The organism is Mitsuaria sp. WAJ17, assembly GCF_014174515.1.
GTDB lineage: Bacteria > Pseudomonadota > Gammaproteobacteria > Burkholderiales > Burkholderiaceae_C > Roseateles_B.
Genome location: NZ_JACJUG010000012.1, coordinates 103,491 through 122,487 on the forward strand (window position 1 = coordinate 103,491; position 18,997 = coordinate 122,487).

The window sequence follows — 18,997 nt, forward strand, 5'->3', positions numbered from 1 at the left end:
CGTCGCAAGACACAGGGCGCCTCCAAGGGTCAGGTCTTGCGGCGGGCGAGTCTCCTCGTCCGCCGCGAGAGCCGCGAGTGCCTTACTTCGGCAGGGTGTAGTTCAGCGTGAAGCTGCCGCTGCCCGAGTAGGAGTAGACCTCGATGTAGTAATAGCCCGCCGTGCCGTTGTAGTTGATGGACTCAGTGGAGGTGGAACCCTCCGACTTCGCCACCACGGCCCAGTAGCTGCCGTTCCACTTGTACAGGTAGAGGTCGAAGTCAGCGCTGGACGGGCCGGTGAGGCTCATCTTGAATGCGCCGCCACCGGTGCTCTGGTGGTAGCCCGGGCTGCCGCTGGGGTAGGTGGCCGAGCCGCCGCTGCTCAGGGTGCCGGTCACCGTGGTGCCGCCGGTGCCGCCGCCATTGACGGTCAGGGTGGCGTTGCCGCTTGTGGTGCTGCCGTTGGCATTGGTGACAACCACGCTGAAGAGCGCACCGTTGTCGGCCGTGGTGGTGGCCGGGGTGGTGTAGCTGGCGGAGGTTGCACCGCTGATGGCGCTGCCGTTCTTGCGCCACTGGTAGCTCATCGCGCTGCCGCTGGTGGCCGTGACCGAGAAGGTCGCGGGGCTGCCAGCGTTGACGGTCACGCTGGCCGGCTGGCTGGTGATCACCGGCAGGGTGGTGTCGCTGCTCTTGACGGTCAGGGTGGCGTTGGCACTGGTCACGCTGCCCTTGGCATTGGTCACCACGACGCTGAAGAGCGCCCCGTTGTCAGCGGTGGTGGTGGCCGGCGTGGTGTAGCTTGCCGAGGTGGCGCCGCTGATGGCGCTGCCGTTCTTGCGCCATTGGTAGCTCAGGGTCGTGTCGCTGGTGGCGGTCACGCTGAAGGTGGCGGTGGAGCCGACCGTCACCGTCGCGCTGGCGGGCTGGCTGCTGATGGCGGGCAGGCCGTCCGAGGGCGGGTTCGGGCAGGTCACGCCGACCACGTTGAAGGCGCTGATGACGTTGGCGATCGAGTAGCCCCGGCTCTGCGCAGCCTTCATGACGCCGCAGGAGCCGTTGTTGAAGGTCTCGTTCTGGCCCCAGTACAGGCGGTTGGCGTCAGCGAAGACCTCGAAGGCCTTGCGCGTGTCCCAGCCTGCCGTCTTGGCCAGGGTGTAGAAGGCCTTGTTGTAGACGCCCGAGGTCAGGTGCACGTCCAGCGAGTCGGTGTAGTTGGAGGCATGGGCGATGGAGCGGCCGTCCTTGGTCGGGTCGTCCATGTAGCGCAGGGCGCCGGATCCCTTGAAGATCTCGTAGCCCACCAGCCAGTCGTTGCTGCCGCGGTCGTAGAACTCGGCGGCCTCGCCGGCCATGTCCGAATAGGCTTCGTTCATGCCGCCGGACTGCTTGGAGTAGACCAGGCCGGAGTTCTGCTCGGTGAAGCCATGGCTGACTTCGTGCGAGGCCACGTCCAGGGAGACCAGGGGGTAGAAAGTCGAGGCGCCGTCACCGAAGGTCATGGCGGTGCCGTCCCAGAAGGCGTTCTCGTAGCTGGAGCCGTAGTGCACGCGCATCTGCAGTTTCTGGCTGATGGGGCGCACGCCCAGCCAGTCGCGGTACATGCGGAACACCACATTGCCGAAGTGATGCGCGTCGTTCAGCGGCGAGTAGGCGCCGTTGATCTGCTTCACGGTGTTGCGGGGGCAGGTGAAGCTGTGGGCCGTGCTGCCGGAGGTGCCACCGTTGAGGTTGACCGTCACCACGTCGGCGCTGTCCAGCTTGCAGGTGCTGCCGCTCTGCGTGACATCCAGGTAGGGCCGGCCATTGCTGCCGTACTCGTATGAGCCCGTCTTCTGGTTGCCGCCGGGGCCGGTGCCGTTGGCGTGGTTCAGACCTTCCCAGCGATCGAGCACCGTGCCGGTGTTGGCATCGATCAGGAAGAAGGGGCGGCTCAGGGACTTGCCCTCACCGGCCAGCAGGGACACCTGGTAGACCAGATGGGCCTTGTCCTTGTCGTCCAGACGGACGAAGAGCTGTGCCTGCTCGTTGCGCGAATCGACCGCGCGAGCCAGACCGCGGGCCTGGGCCAGCACATTGGCCTGGCTCAGGGCTGGGCGTGCGCTGGCGAGGTCCTGCTCGATCTTGTTGACCAGCACGCCGGTGAACTGCGAGCTGGCCGCGGTCAAGCCACGGGCCGCCGCGCGGTGCTCGACGATGCCATGGCCCCAGACAGGCACGCCTTGGAAGAGCTGCTGATGGCGCGTCACCACCAGGCCATTGGCGTAGGTCTGGCTGCGGCTTGCGCGCAGGTCCTCGGCGCGCAGGCCCAGGGCGGCGGCGCCCTGGGCACCGGGGGCCAGCGTCTGGCCGAGTGCAAGGCCCTTGGCGCGTCCCAGCTCGACGCGTTCTGCCGCCAGCACCTGCGTGGCCGATGCCACGGCCGCCAGCGCGAACAGTGTTCGCAGGGTCTTGTTGGAAGTCTTGTTCATAGCTTGTCTCTCTCGCTCTGAGGATGGAAGTGCTGGCCATCGGTAGACGGCCAGGGAGGTACTTCTTTCAAACACCGGATCGCCACCGGGCGGCCTGACGGCCCAGGCCGGCCGGGCCGTACGACTTCAACGTCCCGGCCGGTCCCTGTGCAATCCGGTCTCTGCAAATGCAACGCGTCGCTGGCGCGTATCCCTCGTTGGCGGCCACCTGTTCGGCGCCGGCCTCTTTGGCTCATCGGCTCTTGTTCGGCACCTGGCCCCACGGCCCCGGGATGCTTCCTCGCTTGGGCCTGGTGTGGTGTGCGCGGCCCAGCTCTTTTGGTTTGGCCGGACTATTTCGCCAATCGCCCACATTCACTTGTACGATTCCAAGGGGATGGCGGCGAAAAACGTACAAGAAACGGGCGGGGCAGGGATACCTCGCCCCCCCGGATTACCCTCGGCGTCTCGGGTTTCCCCGGGCAAAAAAAGAGCGCCGATGGGCATCGGCGCTCAAAGAGAGAGCAAGCCAGGGCTTGGCGGTGTCAACGGGCGATGGCTTGTTGAGGGGCCTGTCCCCAGCTGCCTCGATCTTGCACTGCCTGGGCAGGGCTGGCTTGTATGCAAGTTGGGGTCATGTCCGAATGCCGCACAAATGCCTTGTTATTGAAGACGATTGCAATCATGCGGCACCCTCCGGTCAGGGATAGACGGAGTACTTCAGCGTGTAGCTGCCGCTGCCGGAATAGGACTTGAGCTGCAGGTAGTAGTAGCCGGCCTCGCCCACATAGCTGATGGCCTCCGTCGAGCTGGGGCCCTCGGACTTGGCGACCACCGTCCAGCTGCCGTTCACGTATTTGTAGAGGTAGATGTCGAAGTCAGCGTTGGCGGGGCCGCTCAGGTTGAAGCGGAAGTTGTAGCGGGTGGAGACCTGCCAGAAGCCCGGGCTGCCGCCGGGGATGCGGGCCTGCCCGCCCGCGCTGAGCGTGCCGGTGACGGTGGTGCCGGAGTCCGTGGGTCCGTTGACGGTGATGGTGGCCTGGGCGCTGCGGCTGCCGTCGGCCACGCTGGTGGCCTTGACGTGGTAGGTGCCCAGGCGGGCTGGTGCCGTGTAGAGGCCGCTGCTGCTGATGCTGCCGCCATCGGCCTCCACCACCGACCAGGTGACGGCCGTGTTGCCGCTGCCCTTGACCGTGGCCGAGAAGGCCTGGGTGGCGCCCATGTTCATCGTGACATTGGCCGGGCTGACGCTCACCTGCACCGCCGCGGGATTGACTGTGAGGCTGGCCGCGCTGCTGGCGATCGAGCCCAGGCTGTTGCTGACCACCACGTTGTAGCTGCCGGCGTCGGCCGCCTGCGCGCTGGCGATGCTGTAGGTGGCGGCGTTGCCGTTGGCGGGCACATTGCTGCCGTTCTTGCGCCACTGATAGCTCAGCCCCCCCCCGCTGGCCGTCACGCTGAAGCTGGCACCCTGGCCGGCCGACACCACGACGTTCTGCGGCTGGCCGCTGATCACAGGCGCGGTGCCGGTGCCCGAACCCATGCAGGTGTCGCTGATGCGGGTGGGGAACTTGTAGCCGCTGAAGTCTTCCAGGATGGCCAGGTTCTCCGGCGCATAGACCCGGCTGATCAGGGCCGGCACCTTGCTGCTGCCGAGCTTGGCGGCGTAGGCGTCGGACTGGGTGACGAAGTAGGCCGTGCGCAGGAACTGCACCAGCACGTACTTGCGCCAGGTGGCGTCGCTCTTGAGCTTGGCGTAATAGCCCGCGTGGCTGGACTTGGCCACGCGCAGGTAGAGCTGCAGGTAGTTGAGGTTGGTCAGCGCGATGTCGCGGGCGTTGCTGGCCCCGATGCCGTCAATGAACTCAGCCACCGCCAGCGAGGCAGGCAGCCCCATCAGGCCGGCATTGAGCTCGGCCGTCACGCCTTGCAGGTGGTAGTCGCCCTGGGCGCTGTCCTTGAGGTAGAGATTGTCCATGTCGGACGAGGCGTCGTCCTTGATGAGCGAGAGGATTTCCTTGCGCGGGAAGCCGCCGTCCGCGTCATAGAGCGGGAACTTGAGGAACTGCGTCGTGTCGTCGATCCAGGAAGAGGTGAAGCTGTTCCACTGGGTGCGGCTGCCGTCGAGGTCCCACATATGGGTCTCCTCGTGAATGGCCACCATGAGGGACTCGGCCAGCTTGTTGAAGCTGCTGGTGTCCACGAAGCCCTTGAAGTACTGGTCATTGGCCTGAGCCTGGGCGAGCGCCTTGCCGCTGGGCCAGCGCCGGCCGTAGACGCCGGAGAGCGTGGCCAGCCAATTGCTGGCATTGAAGCCGGCCTTGAGGTCACTGACATCGGCACGCAGGTTGAGGGGCTCGCTGTAGCAGAAGGTGCCCTTGTCGATGTCGCCCAGCGCGATGCTGGCGGGGCCGGCACGGCCGGACTGGGGAAGAAGAAGGGCACCGGCCAGCAGGCCGGCGCCAAGGAGTCGAGCAAACATGAAAAGCAGTCTCCATGGGGGTCAGAGAGGGCATCGCAGCGCCGGATCACGGCGCTGCCCGGGGGATCCCCTCTCTGGCGGTTCCGACCAAGGAGGGCCGCTGTGACGGAGGGCCTGCATCGGGCCCACTTTCTGTGCCGCGGATGATGACGCCCGGACCTCGCGCTGGCTTGTACGCATTTGGGCGCGAGGCTGGCAGCCCGCACAAGAGTGGCCCGGCACGCTTCTTGCGCCATGCGGGCATGGACAGTCATGAAAGCAAAGGGCAGGGCGACGAGCTCCGCAAGCCGCAAGCCGGCATGCGGGGCGTGCGTGTTCTGCTGATCGAGGACGGCGTCGCCAGCCCGCAGCTGCTGCGCCAGGAGCTGCAGTTGCTGGGCTGCGAGGTGCTGGGCACCGTGGACAACGCCGCCCTGATCCACGACTGCGTGCAGCGCCTGCAGCCTGATGTGGTGATCGTCAACGCCGAGTCGCCCACGCGCGACACGCTGGAGAACCTCGCCGCCCTCAATGACGCCCTGCCGCGCCCCGTGGTCGTCTTCGCCGAAGACCCGGCGGACGCGCCCATGCGCCGCGCCCTGCAGGCCGGTGTCAGCGCCTACGTGGTCGCGGGCCTGCAGCCGCAGCGCCTGGCGCCGGTGCTGCAGGTAGCCATCGCCCGCTTCGAGCAAGACCTGGCCCTGCGCCAGGAGCTGGACCGCGCCCAGGCCCAGTTGGCCGCGCGCAAGACCATTGAGAGGGCCAAAGGCATCCTGATGCAGGAGGCCGGCCTGGACGAGGAAGCGGCCTACCAGCGCCTGCGCAAACTGGCCATGGACCGCAAGCTGCCCATGGCCGAGCTGGCAGCGCGCATCATCGAGGCGCAATCCCTGCTGCGCCCGACATGAGGCGCACGCGCACCAAGGCGAGGCGCGAAGGGCTTGTTGCGGTGCATCAAACCGCAGCTCTGGCCCGATGCGGGCCCGGAAGCCCATTGAAATGCCCTGGCACGCTTCCTGCTGAATGAATTGTGAAGGCCACAAAGGCGTGGCCCTCGACGAGAAGCCGATTGCATCGGCATCCCTTTTCCGGACAAAGGCGTCTGACCCCTGAGCCGTGCTTTCGCGCACGCCGCCATGAGGTCGCGACGCCTTTTTTGTTTTTTAGTCGTCAGGAGCACACGCATGTCCCGCAGTCATAAGGAGGGTTTGATGAGCCAGGAGAGACGCCAGATGCTGGGAGCCGCCGTCGGCGGTGTCGCCAGCCTCGGCCTGCCCCAGGCCTGGGCCGCAGGCTCGGACAAGCCGGAGAAGGAGGAGGTCCGCATCGGCTTCATCCCGTTGACCGACTGCGCCTCCATCGTGATGGCCTCGGTGATGGGCTTCGACCGCAAGTACGGCATCCGCATCGTGCCCAGCAAGGAGGCGTCCTGGGCCGCCGTGCGCGACAAGCTCGTCAACGGCGACCTCGACATGGCCCACGTGCTCTACGGCCTGGTCTACGGCCTGCATCTCGGGGTCTCCGGTCCGAAGAAGGACATGGCCGTGCTGATGACCCTCAACCGCAACGGCCAGGCCATCACCCTCTCAAAGAAGCTGGCCGACAAGGGCGCGGTGGACGGCGCCTCACTGGCCAAGCTGATGGCGACGGAGAAGCGCGAGTACAGCTTCGCCCACACCTTCCCCACGGGCACGCACGCCATGTGGCTCTACTACTGGCTGGCCACGCACGGCGTGCACCCCTGGGGCGGCGCCAAGGTCATCACCGTGCCGCCGCCGCAGATGGTGGCCAACATGCGCGTGGGCAATATGGACGGCTACTGCGTGGGCGAGCCCTGGAACCACCGGGCCATCATGGACGGCATTGGCATCACCGCGGCCACCAGCCAGGAGATCTGGCCCGACCACCCCGAGAAGGTGCTGGGTGCCAGCGGCGACTTCGTCAAGAAGTACCCCAATACCGCCCGCGCCGTGATCATGGCCGTGCTGGAGGCCAGCCGCTGGATCGATGCCGGCCTGCAGAACAAGCTCAAGATGGCCGACACCATCGCCGACAAGAGCTACGTCAACACCAGCGTCGATGCCATCAACCAGCGCATCCTGGGCCGCTACCAGAACGGCCTGGGCAAGACCTGGGACGACCCCCGGCACATGAAGTTCTTCGACGACGGCGCGGTGAACTTCCCCTACCTCTCAGACGGCATGTGGTTTCTCACCCAGCACAAGCGCTGGGGCCTGATCAAGGAGCACCCGGACTATCTGGCCGTGGCGAAACAGATCAACCAGGTCGATCTCTACCGCGAGGCCGCCGCGCAGCTGAAGGTCAGCGTGCCCAAGGATGCCCTGCGCAGCAGCAAGCTGATCGACGGCACGGTCTGGGACGGCAAGGAGCCCGCGCGCTACGCCGAAGGCTTCAAGCTCAAGGCATGAGCCACCCCCCTGCGCATCGATCGCTTTCCAAGGAGTACCCATGGTGTCTGCCGTCTTCCATTCTCCGGGCGAGGCCACTGCGTCTGCCGTGCCCGCTGCAACGCCTCCAAAACCGCTGCCGGATCGCCCCAAGGCCCCGCGCCAGCCCGTGGACTTTTCTGCCCTGCTGGCCCGGGTGTTACCACCCGTGCTGGGCCTGGCCCTGCTGATCGGACTGTGGGCCCTGCTGACCTTCAAGGGCGGTCCCATTCCCACGCCGGCCGCGACCTGGGACTCGGCCGTGCAGCTTTTCAGCGACCCCTTCTATCGCAAGGGCCCAAACGACGTGGGCATCGGCTGGAACGTGCTGAACTCGCTGCAGCGCGTGGCCCTGGGCTTCGGCCTGGCGGCGGCGGTGGGCATCCCGCTGGGCTTCTTGATTGGCCGCTTCGAGTTCGCGAGCCGCATGGTCTCGCCGCTGATCAGCCTGCTCAAGCCCGTCTCGCCCCTGGCCTGGCTGCCCATCGGCCTGCTGGTCTTCAAGAGCGCCGACCCGGCCGCCATCTGGACCATCTTCATCTGCTCCATCTGGCCCATGGTGGTCAACACGGCGGTGGGCGTGCAGCGCGTGCCGCAGGACTACCTCAACGTGGCCCGCGTGCTGAACCTCTCGGAGTGGAAGCTGCTGACGCGCATCCTCTTCCCCTCCGTCCTTCCCTACATGCTGACCGGCGTGCGACTCTCGGTGGGAACGGCCTGGCTGGTGATCGTGGCGGCCGAGATGCTGACCGGCGGCGTGGGCATCGGCTTCTGGGTCTGGGACGAGTGGAACAACCTGAACGTGCAGCACATCATCGTGGCCATCTTCGTGATCGGCATCGTGGGACTGCTGCTGGAGTCGGCCCTGGTGGCCCTGGCCCGCCGCTTCACTTTCGAGGAATGAGGAGCCTGTCATGAGCAGCAACACCCCCTTCATCCAGATCCAGGGCGTGGACATGGTCTACAAGACCCGCAAGGGGCCGTTCAAGGCTCTGGAAGGCATCAACCTGGACATCCGCCGCGGCGAGTTCATCAGCCTGATCGGCCACTCGGGCTGCGGCAAGAGCACGCTGCTGAACCTGGTGGCCGGCTTGCTCAGGCCCAGCCAGGGTGCGCTTTTGTGCGATCAGCGCGAGATCGCCGGCCCCGGGCCCGAACGTGCCGTGGTCTTCCAGAACCACTCCCTGCTGCCCTGGCTGAGCTGCCTGGACAACGTGCTGCTGGCCGTGGAGACCGTCTTCGCCGCCAAGGAGGCGCGCCCCCGCCTGGTGGCCCGCGCCCAGGCCGCGCTGGAACTGGTGGGCATGGCCCATGCCGCCTACAAGCGCCCGCACGAGATTTCTGGCGGCATGAAGCAGCGCGTGGGCATCGCCCGCGCCCTGGCCATGGAGCCCAAGGTGCTGCTGATGGACGAACCCTTTGGTGCACTCGACGCGCTGACCCGCGCCCATCTGCAGGACGAGCTGCTGAAGATCGTGGCCACCACCCGCAGCACCGTGCTGATGGTGACCCACGACGTGGACGAGGCCGTGCTGCTCTCGGACCGCATCGTGATGATGAGACCGCCCACGCCCGAGGGCCGTGCCGCCACGCTGGCCCAGATCCAGACCGTGCCCCTGCCGCGCCCGCGCAAGCGGGTGCAACTGGCTGAGGATCCGGTCTACCTGCAATGCCGCAAGGCGGTGATCGACTTTCTTTACGCCGGCCACGCTCAGTCCGAGGCTGACGCCGCCCTCGAGGCCTGACACCCCTGTTTCCGACCTGCATGCCTGCCTTCGCCGCGGGCAGGGTCAGGTTTTGCCTGGAGCACGCATGAACAAGATGAAGCTGGTGATGGTGGGCAACGGCATGGCCGGCGTCCGCACCCTGGAAGAGCTGCTGAAGATCGCGCCCGATCTGTACGAGATCACCGTCTTTGGCGCCGAGCCGCACCCCAACTACAACCGCATCCTGCTCTCGCCCGTGCTGGCGGGCGAGCAGACCCTGGACGAGATCGTCCTCAACCCCCTGAGCTGGTACGAGGAGCACGGCATCACCCTGCACCTGGGCAAAACGGTGACCGAGATCGACCGCCGCCGCCGCGTGGTGCGCGCTGCCGATGGCACCGAGGCCGCCTATGACCGCCTGCTCATCGCCACGGGTTCCACGCCCTTCATCCTGCCGGTGCCAGGCAAGGAACTCGACGGCGTGATCGCCTACCGCGACATCGCGGACACCCAGGCCATGATCGAGGCCGCTACCCGCTACCGCCAAGCCGTGGTCATCGGCGGCGGCCTGCTGGGGCTGGAGGCGGCGAACGGCCTGATGCTGCGCGGCATGGACGTCACCGTGGTCCATCTAGGCGACTGGCTGCTGGAGCGCCAGCTGGACGAGCAGGCGGGCAGCCTGCTGCGCGAATCGCTGATCCAGCGCGGCCTCAAGTTCCGCCTGGGCACGCAGACCGAGGCCCTGATCGGCGATGAGAACGGCCGCGTCAGCCAGGTGCGCTTCAAGGACGGCACCGCCATCCCGGCGCAGCTGGTGGTGATGGCCGCCGGCATTCGCCCCAACACGGCACTGGCCGAGTCCGCAGGCCTGCTGTGCCAGCGCGGCGTCGTGGTCAGCGACACCCTGCAGACCGTCACGGACCCGCGCATCTACGCCGTCGGCGAGTGCGCGGCGCACCGCGGCGTCGCCTACGGGCTCGTCGCGCCGCTGTTCGAGCAGGGCAAAGTCTGCGCCACGCACCTGGCGCAGTTCGGCATCGGCCGCTACTCCGGGTCACAGACCAGCACCAAGCTCAAGGTCACCGGCATTGACCTCTTCTCGGCCGGCGACTTCATGGGCGGCGAGGGCAGCGAGGAGATCCTGATGAGCGACCCGCACGCCGGGGTCTACAAGAAGCTCGTCATCAAGGACGACAAGCTGGTCGGCGCCTGCCTCTACGGGGACACCGTCGATGGCAGCTGGTATTTCAAGCTGCTGCGCGAGGGCCGCAGCATCGCCGACATCCGCGAGCGCCTGATGTTCGGCGAGTCCAATATCGGCGACGTCGGCCACGAGGGTCACAGCAAGGCCGCCGCCATGGCCGACAGCGACGAGGTCTGCGGATGCAACGGCGTCAGCAAGGGTGCCATCTGCAAGGCGATCAAGGAGAAGGGCCTCTTCACGCTGGAGGAGGTGCGCAAGCACACCAAGGCCAGCGCCTCCTGCGGTTCCTGCACGGGCCTGGTCGAGCAGCTCATCATGTTCACGGCCGGTGGCGACTACTCGGCCACGCCGCGCAAGAAGGCGATGTGCGGGTGCACCACCTTCAGCCATCAGGAGGTTCGCGAGGCCATCCGCGACCGCCACCTGACGAGCCGCGAGGCCGTCATGCAGACCCTGGAATGGACCAGCGCTGACGGATGCCCGAGCTGTCGCCCGGCGCTGAACTACTACCTGATCAGCACCTGGCCCCATGAAGCCGCGGACGATCCGCAGTCGCGCCTGATCAACGAGCGCAGCCACGCCAACATCCAGAAGGACGGCAGCTACAGCGTGATCCCGCGCATGTGGGGCGGAGAGACCACGGCCGCCGACCTGCGCCGCATCGCCGACGTGGTCGACAAGTACGCCATCCCCACCGTCAAGGTCACCGGCGGCCAGCGCATCGATCTGCTGGGCGTGAAGAAGGAGGACCTGCCCGCCGTCTGGCAGGACCTGGGCATGCCCTGCGGCCACGCCTACGCCAAGGCCCTGCGTACGGTGAAGACCTGCGTGGGCAGCGAGTGGTGCCGCTTCGGCACCCAGGACTCCACGCAGATGGGCAAGGACCTGGAGCGCGCGCTGTGGCGCATGTACGCACCGCACAAGGTCAAGATCGCCGTCAGCGGCTGCCCGCGCAACTGCGCCGAGGCCGGCATCAAGGACGTCGGCGTGATCGGCGTGGACTCCGGCTGGGAGATCTACATCGCCGGCAATGGCGGCATCAAGACCGAGGTGGCCGAGTTCCTGTGCAAGCTGCGCACCGCCGAGGAGGTGCTGGAGTACAGCGGTGCCTTTCTGCAGCTCTACCGTCTGGAGGGCTGGTACCTGGAGCGCACGGTGCATTACGTGGCCCGCGTCGGCATGGACCACATCCGCCGTCGCATCCTGGAGGACGCTCCGGGGCGCCAGGCCCTGTGGGCCGAGCTGCAGGCCGCGCTGGCGAACGAACCCGATCCCTGGTTCGAGCACGGCAAGGCGCGCGTGGACCTGCGCCAGTTCGAGACTCTGTGAGGAAACCCCATGCATACGATCCCGAATGACGGCTGGGTCGCCGTCTGCCGCCTGGACGATATCCCGCCCCTGGGCTCGCGCCGCATCCAGCGCCCCGCGCTGCCGAACGCCGCGCCCGTGGCCCTGTTCCGTACCTCGGACGACGAGGTCCACGCGCTGCTGGACCGTTGCCCGCACCAGGGCGGCCCGCTGAGCCAGGGCCTGGTCTTCGGCAAGGCTGTGGCCTGCCCCCTGCACAACTGGACCATCGAGCTGCGCACCGGCTGCGCCCGGGAGCCGGACGAGGGCCGCACGCCGCGCTTCGAGGTGAGGCTGGTCGAGGGTCAGGTCTTGCTGCTGGCCAGCGAGCTGGCCAGCCTGGGCGCCGAGGCCGTCGCGCCCAGTGCCTGCGGCCGCCGCTGCTGATGCCATGATGGAGACGCGAAGCACCTGTGCCTACTGCGGCGTGGGCTGTGGCCTCATCATCGAGAGCGAAGGCCGCCACATCGCCGGCGTGCGGGGCGACCCGGAGCACCCGGCCAACTTCGGCCGGCTCTGCAGCAAGGGCGCCAGTCTGCACCTGACGGCGACCCCTGAGGTGCTGTCCAGCCGCCGCCTGCTGGTGCCACGCTGGCGCGAGGACCGGGCGCAGGCGTGGCAGGAGCCGGGCTGGGAGGGCGTCCAGCAGCGCCTGGTCGAGCGCCTGCTGGCCCTGCGTGCGGCCCATGGCCCGGAGGCCCTGGGCTTCTACATCTCCGGCCAGCTGCTCACCGAGGACTACCACGCTTTCAACAAGCTGGCCCGCGGGCTCTGGGGAACGCCGCATATCGACAGCAACTCGCGCCTGTGCATGAGCTCGGCCGTGGTCGGCTACAAGAAGGCCCTGGGCGCCGACGCGCCCCCCTGCAGCTACGAGGACATCGAGCAGGCCAGCTGCCTCTTCATCGCCGGCGCCAACACCGCCTGGGCCCATCCCATCCTGTTCCGGCGCATCGAGGCGGCCAAGGCCGCGAACCCGGCGCTGCGCATCGTCGTCGCGGACCCGCGCCGAACCGAGACCGCAGAGTTCGCCGACCTGCACCTGGCCCTGCGTCCCGGCAGCGATGTCGCCTTGTTCCAGGCCATGCTGCACCAGATGATCTGGCAGGGCTGGATACGCGATGACTTCATCGCCGCCCACACCGAGGGCTTCGAGGCCGTGCGCGGGCAGGTGCAGGCCATGACGCCGGCCCGCGCGGCGCAGCTGTGCGACCTGCCCGAGGCCCAGATCATCGAGGCCGCGCGGCTCTTCGCGCAGAGCCCGGCCACGCTGTCGCTCTACTGCATGGGCTTGAACCAGAGCAGCGCCGGCACCGACAAGAACCAGGCCCTGATCCAACTGCACCTGGCCAGCGGCCAGATCGGCCGACCGGGCTGCGGTCCCTTCTCGCTGACCGGTCAGCCCAACGCCATGGGTGGGCGCGAGGCCGGCGGCATGGCGACCTTGCTGCCGGGGCATCGCGATCCGGCCTCGGCGGCGGATCGAGCCGAGGTGGCCGCGCTGTGGGGCGTGGACCGCCTGCCGGAGGGCCCGGGCAAGACGGCTGTCGAGATGTTCGAGGCCGCTGCGGCCGGAGAGATCAAGGCCCTTTGGATTGCCTGCACCGACCCGGCCCAGTCCCTGCCGAACCAGGCCCTGGTGCGCGCCGCCCTGCAGCGCTGCGAGCTGGTCGTGCTCCAGGACGCCTTCAGCGGCAGCGCCACCGCCGAGTTCGCCCACGTGCTGCTGCCGGCTGCGACCTGGGGCGAGAAGGAGGGCACCGTCACCAACAGCGAGCGCCGCATCAGCCGCGTGCGCGCGGCCGTGCCACCGCCGGGCGAGGCCCGCAGCGACTGGCAGATCGTGCGCGACCTCGCCCGGCGCCTGGAGCACGCCTTGCGGCCGGCCCAGCCCAGCCTCTTTGCCTGGGACCGCCCCGAGCAGGCCTGGCTCGAACACCGCGAGGCCACCAAGGGTCGTGACCTGGACATCGGCGGCCTCAGCTACGCGCGCCTGGAGCAAGCGCCTCAGCAGTGGCCCTTCCCGGAGGGTGCCGAGGCGGGCCGGTCGCGGCTCTACCTGGACCATCGCTTCGCCACCCCCTCGGGCCGCGCGCGCTTCCAGCCCATCAGCTGGCGGCCGCCCGTCGAATGGCCGAGCGTCGAGCGCCCGCTGCAGCTCTCCAGCGGCCGTCTGCGTGACCAGTGGCACAGCCTCAGCCGCAGTGGCACGGTGCCGGCTCTGTTTGCCAGCGCTCCCGAGCCGCGCCTGGCCCTGCATCCCGAGGAGCTGAGCCGGCAGGGCCTGGCCGAGGGCGAACTGGCGGCGGTGAACTCAGCGCGCGGCCGCCTGCACGTCAAGGTGACGGCCGACCCCCAACTGGGCCCGCGCCAGGCCTGGTTGCCTATGCACTGGGGCAGCGAGTACCTGCTGGGCCGCGACGAGTCCGGGGCGGCGCTGCAGGGCGTGAATGCCCTGAGCCAGTCCCAGTGCTGCCCGGATTCGGGCCAGCCCGAGCTCAAGTTCGCTGCCATCGGCCTGAAGCGCCTGACGCTTCCCTGGCGGGTGCTGGGCGCGGCGCAGGTGCCCGAAGCGCAGGCCGAGGCCCTGCATCAAGCCCTGCTGGCCCTGGGGCGCGAGGCGGTCTATGCCTGCTGTGTTCCCGTCGCAGGCGTGCTGCCGGGGCAAACTGGCTGGCAGCTGGAGGCGGCCTTCGCGCAGGCGCCGGACAGCCGCTGGGTGCAGGACCTGACTGCGGCTCTGGCCCTGGACGCACCGGGCGCGCTGCGCTATGCCGACGGCCGTCGCGGCCCGCTGCGATTGCTGCGCCTGCAGGGCGAGGGCGAGCGGGCACGCCTGCAGGCCTGGCTGCGCGTCAGCGAAGTCCGCGAGAGGCAGGGCCAGGGCGACGGCGCCTGGCTGGACGACTGGTGGCGCGAAGGCCGGCCGGTGGCCCCCCTGGGTCGCCAGCTGCTGGCGCCCCAGCCCCTGGGCAGCAGCGCCTCTGCCAGCCCGGTCGTCTGCCAGTGCCTGGGCGTGCGCGAGTCCGCCATCGTGAGCCAGCTCCGCCAGTGTCAAGACCTGACCCCATCAGGCCGACTGCAGGACTTGCAGTCGTCCCTGCGCTGCGGCACTCAGTGCGGGTCCTGCCTGCCGCAGCTGCGCCGCCTGGCCCAGTCCCCTTCGACTTCAATGGAGACATCGCGATGAACGCCACTGCCACTCCTCGCGGCCGCGTCAGCCTGGTGGGCGCCGGACCGGGTGATCCCGAGCTGATGACGCGCAAGGCCTGGGCCTGCCTGATGCAGGCGGAGCTCGTCCTGGTGGATGAGTTGGTGGACCGCCGCATCCTGGCCGAGCTGCCTGCGCACACCCGCGTGCTGCAGGTGGGCAAGCGCGGCGGCTGCGCGTCCACGGAACAGGGCTTCATCCACGCCCTGATGATCCGCTCGGCCCGCCAGGGCCTGCGCGTGGTGCGGCTCAAGGGCGGCGATCCCTTCATCTTCGGTCGTGGCGGTGAGGAGATGGACGCGCTGCAGGCGGCGGGCATCGAAGTCGAGGTGATCAACGGGCTCAGCGCGGGCCTGGCCGGCCCGAGCAGCGTGGGCATCTCGGTGACGGACCGCCGCTGCGCGCCCGGCGTGGCCCTGGTGACGGGCCACAACGGCGAGGGCGGCCGCGCTCCGGACTGGGCGGCCCTGGCGCGCTCCGGCCTGACCCTGGTCGTCTACATGGGCGTGAGCCGCTGCGCCGGGATCGTGGCGGCGCTGATGGAAGGCGGGCTGGCCGCCAGCACGCCGGTCGCGGTGATCAGCGCCGCCCACACCGAGCAGCAGCGCGAAGCCTTCGGGGTGCTGGCGCTGCTGCCGGCGCTGCTCGCCAGCGAGGGTCTGGGCTCGCCGGCCGTGCTGGTCATCGGCGAGGTCGCCGCGATGGCCGAGGCCCGAAACTTCCTGAACGACAGCGCTCGTGCCGAGCGGCAGGCTCAGGCCTCTGGCAGCCGGTAGCCCCGCAGCCAGGCAGGGAACTGCTCAGCGGGCATGGGTCGTGCGATGAAGTAGCCCTGGCCGACATCGCATCCCATGCCCAGCAGGCGGCGCCAGTGCTCGTGGGTTTCGATGCCCTCGGCCACGGCACGGCGGCCCAGGTCATGCACCAGATCGATGGTGGAGCGCACGATGGTGGCGGAGTGCTGGCTCTCGGTCATGTCGAAGACGAAGGACTGGTCGATCTTGATGTAGTCCACCGGCAGGCGCTGCAGATAGGCCAGCGAGGAATAGCCGGTGCCGAAGTCGTCCACGTACAAGGGGATGCCAGCCTCGCGCAGGCCATGCAGGACGCCCAGGGCGAAGCAGGCATCGTCCATGACCGTGCTCTCGGTGATCTCCAGCTCCAGTGCCCCCGGCATGACCTCCCACTGCCGGTGCAGGCGCAGCACGGTCAGCAGCAGGTCTTCGTCGCGCAGGTTGCGCGCCGAGAGGTTGACGGCCAGCGGCAGCTGCAGTCCCTGTGCCTGCCAGGCCTTGAGCTGCGCCAAGGTGCGGTCCAGCACCCATTCCGTCAGCGGCTTGATCAGGCCGGTCTGCTCGGCCAGCTCGATGAATTCACCCGGGCCCAGCAGGCCGTGTTCCGGGTGCTGCCAGCGCACCAGCACCTCGGCGCCGCAGACGCGTCCTTCGCGCATATCGACCTTGGGCTGGAGGTAGAGCCGCAGCTCGTCCCGCTCGATGGCGCGCTTGAGCTCGCCGGCCCGCTTGAGCTTCCCGGGGTCGATGCGGTCCATGCCCAGCTCGAAGGGCGCGCAGGGCAGGCCCCTGCGCCGCGCATGCTGCATGGCGATGTCGACGCGGCGGAAGAGGTCGTGCGGGCTGGTGCCGTCCTCCGGGCACAGCACCAGGCCCATGGTGACGTTGATGTGCAGCGGGATGTCCGCCACGATCACCGGCCTCGCCAGGGCCTGCTGCAGGGTCGCGATCAGGGCCAGGGCCTGCGGGCGGTCGCTGCCGTGCAGCAGCAGGGCGAACTCGTCACCGCGCAGGCGGACCACCAGGGCGGAGGTCGGCGCCACGGCCCGCAGCCGAGCGCCGATCTCGCGCAGCAGCTGGTCACCCTGCTTGAAGCCCAGGGTGTCGTTGATGTCCTTCAGCCGTTCCACATTGCATTGCAGCAGGGCGAAGCCGGCTTGCGCTGGGTCCGCCAGCCGCTGCTCCAGCGCGGCGGCCAGGGTCTCGTCGAGCTGGGTGCTGTTGGGCAGGCCGGTCAGTGCGTCGGTGCGCTCCAGGCTGTGCATGGCAGCCAGCGCCTGGCGGCGCTCGGCGCGCGCGCGCAGGGCGTCCAGACCGAAGGCCAGGTCCTCGGCGGCTTCGGCCAGCAGCCTGGCCTCTTCCTGGTCGAAGGTCGAGGCCCTGCGGTCGTAGATTGCCAGCACGCCGAAGCAGCGCCCAGCGGTGATGAGCGGGCAGGCCACGGCGCAGGCCACGCCGCCCAGGCCACGGTGCCACTGGGCCTCGGCGGGCTCCTCGGCGATATTGCCGACAAAGGTGGACAAGCCCTGGCGCACGGCACGGGCCGGTGCGCCCTGGCCCTCGGGCGTGTCGGCCAGCACCCACGTCTGGGCGCGCAGGAAGTCGAGCCCGGCCGCCAGCCCGCTCTGCGCCACAGCCTGCAGCCGGCCTGGGGTCTCGGCATCGGCCAGCCATACGATGGCCAGCTCGTAACCGCCAGCGCTGACAACGGCCTCGCACATGCCGTCCAGCAGGGTCGATTCGTCCTGGGCGCGCAGCAGGATCTTGTTGCCGGCGCTGAGGGTGCGCAGGGCGCGGCTGACGCGCTGCAGCTCGTCGATATGGTCTGCCAAATGCTGGTTCAAGTCCTGGATGCGGCGCTCGGCCTCCTTGCGCAGGGTGATGTCCGTGCCCAGCACGTAGTAGCCCTCCACCGTGCCGTCAGCCAGGCGGCGCGGCGCATAGCTGATGGCCTGCCAGAGGCCGGGAAAGGGCTCCCAGTCGTAGTCCTGCGCTTCGCCGGCCAGTACGCCGGCAATCATCGGGCTGGCGATCGCGAAGCGCTCTTCGCCCAGCACCTCCTGCTCGGTGAGGCCGGTGAGGTCCGCCAGCGCCGGCGCGAAGCAGTCCAGGTACTTCCTGTTGACGTAGACGTAGTGCAGGCTCTTGTTCACATAGGCAATCATGGCCGGCACGTGGCTGAGCAAGTTGCGCAGGTGGTCCTCGCTCTCCAGAAGCTGCACGCCGCGCTCCTGGGCGTTTCGATCGGCCTGCTCCTTTTGCTGCCGCAGCAGCGCCTGCAGGGCCCGTTCGTCGCTGATGTCCCGCACCACGTACACCAGGCCCAGGAACTCGCGTCGGCGGCTCCACAGAGGGGCCGCCGTCACGTTGACGACGCACAGGCTGCCGTCGCCGCGTTGCAGCCGGGCCTGAAGGCCGCTCGTGCGGACGGCCTCGGCCAGGCGGGCCAGGGGCAGAGGCGTGGGGTAGGGCGTGTCGGCATCCACGAGGCTCAGCAGATCGCCCACGTCATGCCCCTGTGCCTGGTCCAGTGGGCTGTCCAGCAGGTGCTCGGCCGCGGGGTTCATGCGGCGCACGTGGCCTTCGGGGTCGGTGACCAGGACGGCGTCGCCGATGGAACGCAAGGTCACGTCCAGGTGCTCCTCGCGCTCGGCGAGGTCCTGCTGATGCTCGTCGGCCGCGCGCAGCTGGCGCCGGATCAGGCCGTGGCTGGCGACCAGCACCGCCAGCAAGGCGGCGGACACCACGACCCCGGCCCAACGCAGTTGGTCGCGGGTGCGGGTCTGGCGCTCGCTGTAGAGCTGCTGCTGCCGCAGCGCCTCGCTCTCGATGGCATCCAGCAGCGCATGCATGCGTGCGCGGGTGGCCTGCAGAGGCACAGCGGCGGCAAGGGCGGCGGCGGCGGCCTGGCCCTGCTCCTCACGCAGGCGGACGATCTCGTTGACGATTGCTACGCGCTCGTCGATGACGGCGCGCAGCTGTTGCCAGCGCCCCTGCTGGACCGCATCGTCCTGGACCAGGCGCTGGATGCTGGCCAAGGCCGCCTCGCGACGCACCAGCTGCAGGTCGCGGGAGCGGCGGTAGGCCTGTTGGCCGGTGAGGCGAAAACTCTGGGTGTCCAGCTCGGACTGCAGGGTGCTGTTGCGCACCAACGAGACCTTGACCAGCAGCTGGTGAGTCTGCGTCACCAGACGTGCGGCTTCCTCGGCATCGAGGCTGAGCTTGTACAGGGCGGCGCACAGGATCAGGGTGGTCGCCAGCGCGGCCGCGAACACCCGGCGCACCGTCAGGTCGAATCTGGATCGCAATATCACCCGCTCCATGAATCCAAGCAGGGGAGTATGCGCTGTCCCGTAGACCCCGCCCGGATGTCGCCGGCAGCTGTAGGGTTATGAG

11 protein-coding genes are annotated in these 18,997 nt (G+C 68.7%); 8 read left to right on the forward strand and 3 right to left on the reverse strand.

Going from position 1 to position 18,997, the window contains the following annotated elements:
* Positions 1–82 precede the first annotated feature (82 nt).
* Both H5407_RS11835 and H5407_RS24005 read right to left on the reverse strand, forming a co-directional pair.
* Entirely contained in the window at positions 83–2,452 is a 2,370-nt protein-coding gene (locus H5407_RS11835; RefSeq protein WP_183104653.1) for a M4 family metallopeptidase, read from the reverse strand.
* Between the two features lie 679 nt (positions 2,453–3,131).
* Positions 3,132–4,913 (reverse strand): immunoglobulin domain-containing protein, encoded by a 1,782-nt coding sequence (locus H5407_RS24005; protein WP_220800575.1) that lies wholly within the window; start codon positions 4,911–4,913, stop codon positions 3,132–3,134.
* A gap of 242 nt (positions 4,914–5,155) precedes the next feature.
* Between H5407_RS24005 and H5407_RS11855 the strand changes: the two genes are divergently transcribed.
* The 8 genes from H5407_RS11855 to cobA all read left to right on the forward strand — a co-directional run bounded on the left by H5407_RS11855 (position 5,156) and on the right by cobA (position 15,583).
* Positions 5,156–5,800 (forward strand): ANTAR domain-containing response regulator, encoded by a 645-nt coding sequence (locus tag H5407_RS11855; protein WP_183104654.1) that lies wholly within the window; start codon positions 5,156–5,158, stop codon positions 5,798–5,800.
* Positions 5,801–6,103: 303 nt separating this feature from the next.
* Positions 6,104–7,321 (forward strand): CmpA/NrtA family ABC transporter substrate-binding protein, encoded by a 1,218-nt coding sequence (locus tag H5407_RS11860; RefSeq protein WP_404935623.1) that lies wholly within the window; start codon positions 6,104–6,106, stop codon positions 7,319–7,321.
* 40 nt (positions 7,322–7,361) lie between these two features.
* Positions 7,362–8,243 carry a nitrate ABC transporter permease gene (gene ntrB, locus H5407_RS11865; protein WP_183104656.1) on the forward strand — a complete coding sequence of 294 codons (882 nt, stop codon included), beginning with the start codon at positions 7,362–7,364 and terminating at the stop codon, positions 8,241–8,243.
* A gap of 10 nt (positions 8,244–8,253) precedes the next feature.
* Positions 8,254–9,084, forward strand: coding sequence for an ABC transporter ATP-binding protein (locus tag H5407_RS11870; protein ID WP_183104657.1), 831 nt, complete (start codon positions 8,254–8,256; stop codon positions 9,082–9,084).
* 67 nt (positions 9,085–9,151) lie between these two features.
* The gene (gene nirB / locus H5407_RS11875) at positions 9,152–11,578 is read left to right on the forward strand and encodes a nitrite reductase large subunit NirB (protein ID WP_183104658.1); all 2,427 of its coding nucleotides are present in this window, start codon (positions 9,152–9,154) and stop codon (positions 11,576–11,578) included.
* Positions 11,579–11,587: 9 nt separating this feature from the next.
* Positions 11,588–11,983: a nitrite reductase small subunit NirD gene (gene nirD / locus H5407_RS11880; protein WP_183104659.1), complete on the forward strand. Its 396-nt coding sequence runs from the start codon at positions 11,588–11,590 to the stop codon at positions 11,981–11,983.
* Between the two features lie 4 nt (positions 11,984–11,987).
* Entirely contained in the window at positions 11,988–14,786 is a 2,799-nt protein-coding gene (locus tag H5407_RS11885; RefSeq protein WP_183104660.1) for a molybdopterin-dependent oxidoreductase, read from the forward strand.
* Entirely contained in the window at positions 14,783–15,583 is an 801-nt protein-coding gene (gene cobA / locus H5407_RS11890) for a uroporphyrinogen-III C-methyltransferase (RefSeq protein ID WP_183104661.1), read from the forward strand. The genes H5407_RS11885 and cobA overlap by 4 nt, the downstream gene beginning before the upstream one ends.
* Here the strand turns inward: cobA and H5407_RS11895 are convergent.
* Positions 15,562–18,909, reverse strand: coding sequence for an EAL domain-containing protein (locus tag H5407_RS11895; protein WP_255501203.1), 3,348 nt, complete (start codon positions 18,907–18,909; stop codon positions 15,562–15,564). The genes cobA and H5407_RS11895 overlap by 22 nt on opposite strands.
* Positions 18,910–18,997: the final 88 nt, after the last annotated feature.

What these genes read in the sequence shown, in the direction of transcription:
- H5407_RS11860 (WP_404935623.1), top strand. Translation starts at nt 6,104, where the DNA reads ATGAGCCAGGAGAGACGCCAGATGCTGGGAGCCGCCGTCGGCGGTGTC.
- nirD (WP_183104659.1), top strand. Translation starts at nt 11,588, where the DNA reads ATGCATACGATCCCGAATGACGGCTGGGTCGCCGTCTGCCGCCTGGAC.
- H5407_RS11855 (WP_183104654.1), top strand. Translation starts at nt 5,156, where the DNA reads ATGGACAGTCATGAAAGCAAAGGGCAGGGCGACGAGCTCCGCAAGCCG.
- H5407_RS24005 (WP_220800575.1), bottom strand. Translation starts at nt 4,913, where the DNA reads ATGTTTGCTCGACTCCTTGGCGCCGGCCTGCTGGCCGGTGCCCTTCTT.
- H5407_RS11835 (WP_183104653.1), bottom strand. Translation starts at nt 2,452, where the DNA reads ATGAACAAGACTTCCAACAAGACCCTGCGAACACTGTTCGCGCTGGCG.
- cobA (WP_183104661.1), top strand. Translation starts at nt 14,783, where the DNA reads ATGAACGCCACTGCCACTCCTCGCGGCCGCGTCAGCCTGGTGGGCGCC.
- ntrB (WP_183104656.1), top strand. Translation starts at nt 7,362, where the DNA reads ATGGTGTCTGCCGTCTTCCATTCTCCGGGCGAGGCCACTGCGTCTGCC.
- nirB (WP_183104658.1), top strand. Translation starts at nt 9,152, where the DNA reads ATGAACAAGATGAAGCTGGTGATGGTGGGCAACGGCATGGCCGGCGTC.
- H5407_RS11870 (WP_183104657.1), top strand. Translation starts at nt 8,254, where the DNA reads ATGAGCAGCAACACCCCCTTCATCCAGATCCAGGGCGTGGACATGGTC.
- H5407_RS11885 (WP_183104660.1), top strand. Translation starts at nt 11,988, where the DNA reads ATGATGGAGACGCGAAGCACCTGTGCCTACTGCGGCGTGGGCTGTGGC.